Annotated in this window: 11 protein-coding genes; 1 reads left to right on the top strand and 10 read right to left on the bottom strand. The window is 27.0% G+C overall.

Going from position 1 to position 12644, the window contains the following annotated elements; all coding sequences use genetic code 11:
• Positions 1-58: 58 nt before the first annotated feature.
• From GSH19_RS06155 to cdaA, 7 genes are all read right to left on the bottom strand, one after another.
• Entirely contained in the window at positions 59-1192 is a 1134-nt protein-coding gene (locus tag GSH19_RS06155) for an ABC transporter ATP-binding protein (protein WP_237027217.1), read from the bottom strand.
• A gap of 784 nt (positions 1193-1976) precedes the next feature.
• Positions 1977-2588 carry a glycoside hydrolase family 73 protein gene (locus tag GSH19_RS06150; RefSeq protein ID WP_237027216.1) on the bottom strand — a complete coding sequence of 204 codons (612 nt, stop codon included), beginning with the start codon at positions 2586-2588 and terminating at the stop codon, positions 1977-1979.
• A 23-nt stretch (positions 2589-2611) separates the two neighbouring features.
• Entirely contained in the window at positions 2612-2743 is a 132-nt protein-coding gene (locus tag GSH19_RS07220; RefSeq protein WP_255700271.1) for a hypothetical protein, read from the bottom strand.
• Between the two features lie 118 nt (positions 2744-2861).
• Positions 2862-4679, bottom strand: a complete 1818-nt coding sequence (gene glmS / locus GSH19_RS06145; RefSeq protein WP_237027215.1) for a glutamine--fructose-6-phosphate transaminase (isomerizing) — start codon at positions 4677-4679, stop codon at positions 2862-2864.
• Positions 4680-4865: 186 nt separating this feature from the next.
• Positions 4866-6212: a phosphoglucosamine mutase gene (gene glmM, locus GSH19_RS06140; RefSeq protein ID WP_255700270.1), complete on the bottom strand. Its 1347-nt coding sequence runs from the start codon at positions 6210-6212 to the stop codon at positions 4866-4868.
• A gap of 11 nt (positions 6213-6223) precedes the next feature.
• Positions 6224-7195, bottom strand: a complete 972-nt coding sequence (locus GSH19_RS06135) for a YbbR-like domain-containing protein (protein ID WP_237027214.1) — start codon at positions 7193-7195, stop codon at positions 6224-6226.
• Between the two features lie 2 nt (positions 7196-7197).
• Positions 7198-8043: a diadenylate cyclase CdaA gene (cdaA, locus tag GSH19_RS06130; RefSeq protein WP_237027213.1), complete on the bottom strand. Its 846-nt coding sequence runs from the start codon at positions 8041-8043 to the stop codon at positions 7198-7200.
• A gap of 162 nt (positions 8044-8205) precedes the next feature.
• Here cdaA and GSH19_RS06125 point away from each other — a divergent pair, with 162 nt between their 5' ends.
• The gene (locus tag GSH19_RS06125; RefSeq protein WP_237027212.1) at positions 8206-8856 is read left to right on the top strand and encodes a DUF1361 domain-containing protein; all 651 of its coding nucleotides are present in this window, start codon (positions 8206-8208) and stop codon (positions 8854-8856) included.
• A 31-nt stretch (positions 8857-8887) separates the two neighbouring features.
• Here GSH19_RS06125 and GSH19_RS06120 read toward each other — a convergent pair whose 3' ends face one another.
• Genes GSH19_RS06120 through GSH19_RS06110 form a run of 3 tightly spaced genes read right to left on the bottom strand, consistent with a single transcriptional unit; the run spans position 8888 to position 12601 of the window.
• Positions 8888-11032 (bottom strand): sodium:proton antiporter, encoded by a 2145-nt coding sequence (locus GSH19_RS06120; protein ID WP_237027211.1) that lies wholly within the window; start codon positions 11030-11032, stop codon positions 8888-8890.
• A gap of 3 nt (positions 11033-11035) precedes the next feature.
• The gene (murB, locus tag GSH19_RS06115; RefSeq protein ID WP_237027210.1) at positions 11036-11950 is read right to left on the bottom strand and encodes a UDP-N-acetylmuramate dehydrogenase; all 915 of its coding nucleotides are present in this window, start codon (positions 11948-11950) and stop codon (positions 11036-11038) included.
• Between the two features lie 9 nt (positions 11951-11959).
• Positions 11960-12601 carry a YoaK family protein gene (locus GSH19_RS06110; RefSeq protein WP_237027209.1) on the bottom strand — a complete coding sequence of 214 codons (642 nt, stop codon included), beginning with the start codon at positions 12599-12601 and terminating at the stop codon, positions 11960-11962.
• Positions 12602-12644: the final 43 nt, after the last annotated feature.

Here is a 12644-nt window from a genome sequence, read left to right as displayed (position 1 = left end):
AATTAGAAATTATGAATTTACAATTAGTTTACTTTTGTAATAATTATTTAATATTACTTTATTCTTCTGCTTTTTCTATTTTTTTAAATTCTTTCTGAGAAACCATTTTAATATTACCATCTTTATCTTGAACCTTCATTTTTTTACTTGGATGAACTAAATGAGAAGGATTATTAATTACTTCAGTTGTCGAATACCCTGAAATATTAACCCATGAAAACATAACAACTCCAACAAATACTAAAACAGTTAAAATTTTTGAAAATAGAGACATCTTTTCTGAAATAACATCTCCATAAAACAATTTATGAACTTTATCCTTAGATGATTTATCTTCTGGATGTTCAGATTCATAAGAATTTAAAACTTCTTTTTGATATTTATTTATATCAAAATTCTTTCTGATATTTTTTTGCTTATTTTCAAATTTTTTCTTTTCTTTTTTGGTTAATTCTTTAAACCACTTAATAAACTCTTGATAATTTTTAACTACTTCTTTAGTTGGACCAATTTCTCTTAATTTCCCATAATTAATCCAAGCTACACGATCACACATCAATTTAATTTGTTTTAGTGAATGTGAAACAAAAATTATTGTTTTACCTTGTTCTTTAAATTCAGAAATTTTATCTACGCATTTTTGATAGAAAGTATCATCACCAACTGATAGAGCTTCATCGATAATCAAAATATCAGGGTTAATATGAACTGCAATAGCAAATCCTAGTCTTGATTTCATACCAGAAGAATAATTTTTAACTGGTTGATCAACGAAATCACCAATATCAGCAAATGCAATAATATCATCCATCATATTATCAATTTGATCATTAGTTAAACCTTGCATTAAGGATTTCATTCTAATATTTTCACGGCCAGATAAATTTTTTCTTAACCCAGCATTAATCGCAACAATTGAAGTTTCACCTTTAACATCTATCTGTCCTGTTGTTTGTGGAATTATTCCTGATATTATATTTGAAATTGTTGATTTACCAGATCCATTAACTCCAATTAATCCCAGAGTTTCACCAGGTTTAACTGTGAATGAAACACCCATTAAAGACCAAAAATGAGGAACAGATTTTTTCTTACTCAAAGAAAAAAAGGACTTTAATTTTTCTGATTGTGACTTAAATAAATCATATTCTTTTGTTACATTTTGAACCTTAATTTTATAATCTTCAGTCATTTCTCAACTTCCTAATTTATATTTTTTGATTTTATATTAAAGGACTTTATATTAGTCCAGTAATAATTTTTATTATATTTAAAGTAATACATATAATAATTTGAATTTTGTTTTTTTGCAACTTTAATTATATCAAACTTTTTATTTTTGTCTTTACTACTAAATTTAATTTTTTGATTATTAAATGTTGTATTATATGGTTTTTTAAAAAGAGAATATTTTAAATAATTTTTTGATAATGAAAATCTTCGATTCATTTCATCAATTTGATATTTATCCCATTTTAAAACTTTTGAATTAATCCAATAATAGTTACCATTATTTTCTAATTGATAGTATCTATTTTTTTGATTATCTAAATTAAATGTTGCTCTATTAATTATTTTATATTTTTTACCATTAATTAAATCTTTAGTTGATCCAATTTTGCTAGCTAAAATATCAGAATTATAAACATTATCATATAATCCTATATTATGTTGATAGTTTAATGTAACTGTTGCATTACCAGATTCATACTTTATTTGAGGAAATTTTAATGCGTTTGAGTAAAGCCAATACTTCTTCGATTTTTTATTCTGATTAAATCTAACTCGATACCAAATAGTTTTTTCTTTTTTATTTTGTTTAACACCCTTTTTATCAATATAGATTGGTTCTTTATTATTTGCACCAATTAAATTATCAATTTTATAGGTTTTTATATTTTTTTTGGTTCCTTTTATAGAACTATAAAGCCGATATTTATTATAATTACTACTTAAATAGGCATGTTGATTACTATCTACTGATGTAAAATCTGCTTTAGAATATACTTTTTTTTTGAAGTTTTATTATCTAAAAGTTCATCTAACTTATAAGTATCAATTATCTTAATTAATTTATTTGCATAATTGGGATCTGTTGCATATTTTCCAACTAACCCCTGAGCCGCTTCCGTATAATCTTTAGCGTTTTCTTTCCAAGTAGCAGAATAAAAAGATGGATTCCAACTGGATCCATTTCTTAATAAATTACCATTATCATTTAAAGAACTATATACGTCAGGATATTTTTTAAAATTTGCTTTAGTTTTATATAATTGACCTTTTGCATTATATTCAGTAGTTGATACTGAAACAGACTGTCCTTTATAACTACCTTTAACACCAAAATAATTATTTCCTTTAATAGCTAGTTGAGATTGTCCCCAACTACTTTCCAAAGCAGCTTGAGACATCATAATTGATCCATACAATTTATATTTATTGGATACAGAAATAACATCATTTTTTAATTTATTAATAAAATTTTTTTGATAATTTTGATTATTACTAGCTGCATAAATTTTATTAACATTGATACTAAATAATAAAGAAAGAGATGTAACTAAAATAATTTTATATTTTGCTTTCATGATAACCTCGATATTAATATCATTTAAAATTTTTTTGTGTTTTTTATTCCTTTTTTATTTGCATTAAGCTTATTATGTTGATCCTTATATTTTTCAAAAGTAGCTTGTTTTTTCTGAGTATTATTTTTTTTATTATTTTGTTTAGTAAATTTCATTTTTATAACCTCGATATATATACTTTACCATATTTTTGACAATAAACTAAAAAGCAAATCTTCAATTTAATATTGAAGATTTGCTTTAGATAAAAATTAAACTATTTACTACATATTTCTATTGAACTGTAACACTTTTAGCTAGATTTCTAGGACGATCAACATTTAAGTTTTTATTTAAACTAGTATAATAAGCCAATAACTGAGCAGGAATAACTGTCACTAATGGTGTTAATAATTCATCAACATCAGGAATTATAAAAGTGTCACCATCTTTTGCAATGCTTTGTTTTGCAATTGTAATTATTTTAGCACCACGTGCTGCTGTTTCTTCTAAATTACTTCTTGTTAATCCAGCTGTTTTATCTTGACTAATTATACCAATAACTGGTGTACCTTCTTCAATCAATGCAATTGTTCCATGCTTTAATTCTCCTGAAGCAAATCCTTCAGCTTGTACATATGAAATCTCTTTTAATTTAAGTGAAGCTTCCATTGAAACATAATAATCAATACCTCTACCAATATAAAATGCTCGATTAGCCTTTACAAAGTATTCATTAGCAATTTCTTCAATTTGTTGTTTTTCTTCAATAACTGCTTGCATACCAGTAGCAACTAATCCTAATTGTTGTTTTATATCAAAATTATTTGCTTTTTCATTATTAATTGAGATTCCAACTGCTTTAGCAAGAATTGCTTCTAATGCTATTTGAGCAGTATAAGCTTTAGTAGAAGCAACTGAAATTTCTGGACCAGCTTCTAATAATAATGTATAAGTAGCTTCTCTAGATAATGTTGAATTAGCAACGTTTGTAATTGTTAAACTAGAATATCCCTTTTTATTAATATTTGATAAAACTTCTCTACTATCAGCGGTTTCACCACTTTGTGATAAAAAGATGAAGAAGGGTTTATTTGGTAACAATGGATCCGCGTATGCAAATTCAGAAGAAACAACTACTTCTGTTGGTATTTTAACCATTTTTTCAAATAACGCTTTACCAACTAATCCTGCATGATAACTAGTACCAGCACCAACAATATATAATCTATCTGATTTATTTATATCATCTAACAATTTTTTATCAATAACAGGCATTCCATCTTGATCAAGATATTTAGAAGCCAAATGTCTCATTACATTTGGTTGTTCATCAACTTCTTTTAACATGTAATTTGGATAAGTTCCTTTATCTGCTTCACTTGGATCAATATCAACTTCGAATGTATCTCGTGTAACCTCTTTTCCGTTTTTATCTTCAACAAAAACTGAATTAGGTTTAACAATTAGAAAATCTCCGTCCTCAATTTCCATAAAAGTCTTTGTTTCATTTAACATTGCTACTGAATCAGAACAAACAACATTGTATCCATCACATTTACCAATTAATAATGGACTTTTATTTTTAGCAACATATAAAGTTTCAGGATCTTCTGTATCAATTAATAAAAATCCATAAGAAGAATTACCTAGTAAACTAATAGCTTTCTTAAAGGCATCTTTTGTACTTAATCCATCTTTAACAACAAATTTATCGACTAGTTGAACAATTACTTCAGTATCCGTTTGACTCTTAAAGTTAACATCTGATAAATATTCTTGTTTCAATTCCTTATAATTTTCAATAACTCCATTATGAACTAAATAGAATCTCTCATCATTTGAAAATTGAGGATGGGAATTTTCAACTGTAACTCCTCCATGAGTTGCCCATCTAGTATGTCCAATTCCAGAGTGACCTTTAACTTTATTATCAACTAATTTTTTTAAATTAGAGATGTCACCTGTTTGCTTAACTAAATGATTATTACTTTCACTATCATTAACTAAAATTCCAGCTGAATCATATCCTCTGTATTCTAATTTTTCTAAACCATTAATTAAAATAGAAACTGAATTATCAGTTCCTGTAACTCCTACAATTCCACACATATTTTTCACCTTTATTAATTTTTATTTGATTTTATTTTAAGTTTTCATGAATTGGTATAGACAACCAAATTTATTTACATATCTTGTAAACACCTATTATATTAGACTTAATGGAAGTTTGTGTCAAGAAATATGTCGTAACTGGTATAGAAAAAAGGAAACCACTTTTAGTGGTTTCCTTTTTTTCTATATTCCAATTTCTTCTTTTACAATCTCAGCAATTTCATTTGCATAATTATCACTTTCTTCTTTAGTAGGTGCTTCAACCATCACTCTTAATAATGGCTCAGTCCCAGATTCTCTAACTAAAACTCGACCATTATCTTTCATTAACAATTCAGTTTCATTAATCTTATTTTTTATAGCATCATTTTCACTATAATCGCAATCATCTTGTATTTTAACATTTACTAAACTTTGTGGATATTTATCTACTTCATTAGCTAACTCCGACAATTTTTTTCCAGTTTGTTTCATAACATTCATTAATTGTAATGATGTTAACATTCCATCACCAGTAGTATTAAAATCTAAAAATACAATATGTCCTGACTGTTCTCCACCTAAGTTGAAACCATTTTTTCTCATCTCTTCGACAACGTAACGATCTCCAACTTTAGTTTTAACACTATTCATACCATTACTTTCAATTGCTTTATACATTCCTAAGTTACTCATTACAGTAGAAACAATTGTATCTTTCTTTAGTTTTCCATTCTCAAACATATATTTTCCACAAATATACATTATTTTATCACCATCAACAATGTTTCCTAACTCATCAACTGCAATACAACGATCTCCATCACCATCAAAAGCAATCCCTAAATCAGATTGATTTTCTTTAACAGTAGCCTGTAAAGCTTCAGGATGAGTTGATCCAACTTGATCATTGATATTAAGACCATCTGGCATTGTGGCAATAGTTTCAAAATCAGTATTTACATCCGCATAAAGTCTTGAAATTAAATTACTAGTTGCTCCATTAGCAGCATCTACAGTTACATTAATTCCAGATAAATCATCTGGAATTGTTTGACTAATAAAATGTAAATATTTTTGACTAGCTTCTGTATAATCATCAGCAGTTCCTAATCCTTTAGCTGAAGGTTTAGGTAAATCATCAACTGGATTTTCTAAAATTTCTTCAATATCTTCTTCAATATCATCAGATAATTTAAACCCATCACCACCAAAAAATTTAATCCCATTAAACTCAACTGGATTATGAGAAGCTGTAATCATTACTCCTGCATCAGCACCTTGATCTCTAACCAAATATGCAACACCTGGTGTTGTAACAACTCCTAATCTAACAACTTGAATTCCAATTGATAACAATCCTGCAACTAAAGCATTTTCTAACATTTCACCAGATATTCTAGTGTCTCTTGCTACAAGTACTTTAGGTTGATTTGCATCAACATGATTAGTAAGAGCATAACCACCAGCTCGTCCAGCTCGATAAGCTAAATCAACACTCAAATCTTGGTTTGCAATTCCTCTAATTCCATCTGTTCCAAAATATTTCATAATTAACCTCTTTACTTATTCTTATTAATATTTATATTAACTTTAATTGAATTTGGATTTACGATATCAACCTTATTTAATCCACTATCTAAATAAACATTTTTATTTCTAGATTTTTCAATGTCTTTTAGATCAACTTTAACTTTAAATTTATTTATTTTACTCAACTGATTATCATTACCAAAAACTCTAACATTTTTAGTGTTGGTTGATAATGAGTAATCTAGTTTATTATCATTGTTTTCACCAATCAATTCAAGTGGTACTTCTTTACTTTTACTTGCTGTTACAGGTAAATTAACGAAAGTAGTTGACGGTGTCACAACAACATTTACTGTTCTACCATCTTTATCTAAAGCTTCAATAACACTTTGCTTATTAACTGTTTTACTTGTATTAGAAGGAAGTTTTAAATCTGCAACTACAGATTGAACTCTATTTATTTGATCTTCTGCACCAGTTATTTTAACTTTATTAACATCAATTTTAGGTTCACCTAACTTATATCCATTAGAAATTGCATTTTTATCATACTTAGCATTTACTGGAAAATCAACAGTTCTACGTGGTTGTAAATTAACCTTAATTGTTTCAGGTTTAAATTTATACTTTATTTCATTATTCAAGCCTTCTTGTTGAATTTTAACAGTATGATTTCCAGGCTTCAAATCAGATAAATTTGCATAAGCTTTAAAATTTTGTGTATTAGAAATCGTTGTTACTAAAGCTGATGGTCCATTTAATTTGATTTTTACTTTTTCTGGATATCCACTTACAAAATACTTATTTGAATCAACATTTAGCTGTAAAGGAACTGTCAATTCAGTAGTTTTATTTGAAGATAATATTGACTGATTATCAGAATTACTATTACCAGATTGAATTAAAGATAATTTAGATCCATTTACATAAACAAATAAAGCTAGAGCAAAAATTAGAGAAAGAATTAGGTAAAACCATTTACCTTTAAAAAATTTATTCATAATTAATTTTTACCTCCAAATCTACGATCAATAAAATTCATAAATCTTGTAAAAATAGTTTTCTTTTCATTATTATCTTCAGAAATAAGATGGCTTCTAAAATATTTGAGATATTCATCTTGAGAAAGACCACGGATTAATTCATTATTTCTAGTAATTGAAACCTCTCCCGTTTCTTCAGAAATTACAATTGTCATTGCATCGGTAACCTCTGATATTCCAACAGCAGCACGATGCCTAGTTCCTAATTCTTTTGGAATTAAATTACTTTGTGATAATGGCAAATATGCAGCAGCAGCAGCAACTTTAAAGTCCTTAATAATCACTGCTCCATCATGAAGTGGTGTATTTGGAATAAAGGTATTAATTAATAATTGACTCGTTGTATCAGCATTTAATTGAATTCCAGTTTCTATATATTCTTCTAACCCTGTTTCCATTTGAATGCTAATCAATGCACCAATTCTTCGTTTTGACATGTACTGAATTGAACCATCAAGTGCTTTAATCAAATTTTCAGCTTGTGCATTTTCTTTTTGATTTTGTCTAAACAGTGATCCACTGCCTAATTTTTCTAATCCTCTTCTAATTTCAGGTTGAAAAACAATAATAGCTCCAATGACACTCCAATTTATTACTTGATCTATTAACCAAGAAAAAGTGGAAAGTCCCAAATACCAACTCAAAACTTTTGTAATAATAATTACAATAATACCTCTAAAAAGTTGTATTGCTCTGGTTCCCTTTAAAAGCATGATTAATTCATAAAATAAAAACCAAACAACTAAGATATCAATTAAGTTACTTATATTTTTAAGTGTGAATAAGTTAATTAAATCAAATCCCATTCTTTTTCTCCTAACTATAATTTTCTTAATTATATCACTCTAATAACATGTTAAGATAGCATTAACGTGTTATAAAAAAATTAAAAAAATCTAAAAATCAATGATAATTATAGTATTTTTTATAATTTAATTGTTTAATTATAAAAGTGGAGGGTGAATATTATGTTTAAGAATGCTAGATGGCAAATAAGAATTTTTTTCTTGATTTGGATGCTCTACGTTTGGATTTTTGTAAAAGATCCATTTAATTTTATATTACTAAATACTTTTTTAGGTTATATTCCAATTGAGATAGGTTTCCATATTAGTGACACCCGTCCAAAATCTGGTTTTATCTTTTGGCCATTAACACTAGTTTGGTTGTTATTTTATCCAAATGCTCCATACATGCTTACTGATTTATTTCATTTAGCAAAATTACAACCTTTTACAACTAATGTATTATTGAGATTAGATTCAAACATGTGGTTTTTATTCTCTTGTTTACTAATTAGTACTCTTTCTCTAATGATGCTTGGATTTTGGAGCTTAACTAATGTTTCAAGTGCAATAACTACAAGATTACACATTAATAATAAATTCAGTAATTTATTCGTTTCAATTATTATCATGACTTTATCATCAGTGGGAATATTTATTGGTCGTTTTTTGAGACTTCATACTATTATATTTATGAAAGCACCTCAAGAATATATTCAACCACTACTAAACATGTGGAATCGACCTATGATTGTTTTTGTAATTTTATTAACAATTGTTCAACTTGTTATATATTGGCTATTCATTTTAATAATTCAAAATTCTAAAGAATAAAAAACTGACCTAATTAAATTAGGTCAGTTTTTTATTCTTCACGATCATTTAATATTAACATCTCTTCATAATTAACTTCTTGTCTTAATCTTAATCCCATCTCTGATGAAATTTGATTTGAATCAAGTAAATTTTGAATAGATTCTCTTTGAATTTCTAACGTTTTAGTATTTAAGTTTAATACCATATTATTGTATTCATCATTTTGCTCAGAAGAAGTTCCATAAGCTTTAGCTCTTTCAATCAAGCTTTGATAATTGGTTAATAAGAAATGAATACTTTCTTCATTAAAATCATCTCGAGAAATATCATCTCGATTAATAAATTCTTTAATTGATTTTATTGCAGCTTCAGAACATTCAATTTGAATTAATCTAATATCTGCTTTGGTTCTTTCACTTTCAGAATCATTTCTAAACCAAACCTTTAAAATTTGATAACTTCTTCGAATAATAGCTCTAATTGGATGTTTTTGACGATCGCGCTTAACTTGTCGACCAGCAAAATACACAATTTGTGATTCTTCACGATTAATTTTTCGGTTAAAAATTAAATATGCTTCTTTATTGATTCTTTTCTCTTTAAATAATTTATTTAAAGCATCTCTTTGACCAGATAAAGCAATTCTTCTAATTGCAATATTTTCACTTATATCAGTCATAACCTGTTCCTTATCACGATGTTCTATTTTTAATTTTCCAATTGAAAACTCATAATTCATAATACTATCAAAAACTGCTCTTTGATTATTATCATTTTTATTATTTTCTAAGAAAGAAATAGAGTTTTTCATCATATATAATTTTGCTTCATTATAATTAATATAATTATGCTTATCAGTGTCAATATCTTGATTATCATCTAAATCATCATCAGAATCATCATTCAATTCCTCGTTATCAGAAATATTAGCACGTGTTGGTAATACTGAATTACCAGGAGAAATCAATGGTAATGCAACTGTTGCTACAATCAAAGTTATTACAATTATACTTGCAGCAATAAATAACATTAATGAACGATCTGGAAAAGCTGATCCATCATTAATTACATAGGGTACTGATAAAACACCAGCCATTGTAATTGCCCCACGAATCCCTGATATACCGGCAATTAAAGCCACTTTAAATGAAGGCTTTTGTTTTTCTTTCTTTGTTACATAATAAGAAAAGGCTTGATATCCAATAATCCAAAGAATTCTAATTGTAATTAACATAAACCAAATTGCTAACGCATAACCAATTGATTGAAATGTTCCATACTTATTACTATCTAAAACTTCTTTAGTTGCTACTGGCAATTCAATTCCTAAAATTAGAAAAACAATTCCATTTAAACAATAAGTAATTATTTCCCAAGTTCTATTTGTTAATAATTTAATTTCAGGCGTTTGTCCATATACAACCCGATCTTGTAAATGATCAAATATTCCAGCTGCTACAACTGCAATAACTCCGGAGGTATGAAAGAAATCTTCAGCAACAACATAAATTATAAAAGGAAGCATTAAATGTAATACAACACTAAAAATTACATCAGTATAATTAATTTTATATAAAAAGTTTTTTAATTTAATGAATGCAAACATCATTAAAATTCCAATTATAAATCCAAATCCTGCCATATAAACAAAATCAGTTGTTGCTTGAAAAATGGAAAAATAACCAGTAGTTACCGCTGCAATCGCATATTTAAAAGGAATTAATCCACTAGCATCATTGACTAAACTTTCTCCACTAACCAAATGTAAAATACTTTTCGGTAATTTCACACGTTTAGAAATTGATAATACAGCAATTGGATCAGTAGGAGATAAAATTGCTACTAACGCAAAACTAACTGCTAATGGCATTGAAGGAATTAACCAATTAACAAAATAACCACCTACAACGGTTGTTAACAATACCAACCAAATAGCATTAACAAAAATTGGCCCTCTTAATTTCCATAATTCCCGTTTAGGAAAATCTCTCCCATCATTAAATAGTAAAGGAGCAACAAATAACAGTAAAAACCAAGATGAATCAATATCAATTTTAAAATTTAAAACTAAGGCCATAAAAAGTCCAATTGCAACTTGAATTAAACTGATTGGAATCGATTTTACAAACTTACTAATTACATTTGAAAATAATAAAAATAGTAATAGTAAAATAAATGATTCGATTATGTGCATATATTATTTCCCTTCCGAATCACTTTTATTTCCAATGATTCTTACTTCCGTTTCTAAACTAACGCCAAATTTATTTTTAACTGTTTCTTGAACATGATTAATCACATTTAAATAATCACTTGCCGTTGCATTATCTACATTTACAATAAATCCTGCATGTTTTTTTGAGACTTCAGCTCCACCATTACGATATCCTTGAAGATTCGAATCATGAATTAACTTTCCAGCAAAATATCCTGTTGGTCGCTTAAATACACTCCCACAAGATGGATATTCTAATGGTTGTTTAGATTTTCTTAAATGATTTAAATGATCCATTTCTTGTTGAATTAAATTACCATCTTTTTTAATTAAAGAAAAAGTTGCTTCTAAAACAGTTAAATGATTATCTTGTAAACTTGAATAACGATATCCAAAGTTTAAATCTTCATGTTTCAAAACTTGAATTTCATTCTTTTCATTTAATACTTTTACACTTTTTAAAACTTGTTTTGTTTCACCACCATAAGCACCAGCATTCATATATACACCACCACCAACACTTCCGGGAATCCCTGCAGCAAATTCTAATCCTGATAAATTATTTTGTTGTGCTACTTTGGTTGCTTCAATATAAGCAACGCCTGCTTCAGCAGTCAAATCATTTCCAGATACAAAAACTTTGTCCATCTTATTTAAAATAATAACAATTCCAGAAATTCCACCATCACGAATAATTAAATTACTAGCATTCCCAATAATAGTTATTGAAATTGATTTATTTTTTGCATATTTGAGTAAACTTTCTGTTTCTTCAAAAGTTTTCGGAAAAGCTATCATATCAGCTATTCCACCAGTCTTAGTCCATGTATAATCAGAAAGCTTTTTGTTTTTTAATATTTCTATATTTGGAAAATGGTTAATCATTTCATCATACATATTCTCACCTCATCTTTTTAAAATAAATAAAATCAAAAATAATATCAAAACAGGAACAATTATTACAATATTACCAAATAAATTACCTAACAAAGTAACTAAAAAGGCTCCAATGATAAAACTAAAAAGTACAACTAATGTATCTAACAATGGAATTAATTTAGTTTTATTTTTGTGTACAAAAACATCATAAATTCCATTCGAAATTTTTTTAATATTTCCAGTCATCATAATTGGATTAAATGCTTTACCTCTTAACAAATCGAATTCTTGTAATTGTGCAGAAGCAGCAATAGAAAAGAAACCAACTATCAAAAGTTCTGGAACTTTATTTTTTAAAATAATTGCTAAAACAATAAATGTTATTTCAAATAAAATAACTATCTTTTTTCGATATAAATTATCAAGTGTAATTCCTTGCAAAAATTTAATAATCAATAAACCAATAATGAACATTGATATTGATATTAAATAATGCAGACAATTAATAAGATTAAATTGCGCTAAATTAATTCCTAATAAAATAATATTACCTGTTTGTAACCCAGCAAATACTTCACCATGAAACAAAAAAGTATACGCATCAATAAAACCTGCGTTAATTGCTAATAAAGATGCAATCAACGGAAAAGTGAATTTATTTTCATCCATAAAAAATCAACCTATTCTATTTTTATTAGTTTAATTTTAACAC

Origin of the sequence: Lactobacillus sp. S2-2, assembly GCF_021698855.1 — a bacterium.
GTDB lineage: Bacteria > Bacillota > Bacilli > Lactobacillales > Lactobacillaceae > Fructilactobacillus.
Note: the sequence above shows the minus strand (reverse complement) of the source record. Positions and strands in the feature narration are given on the sequence as shown.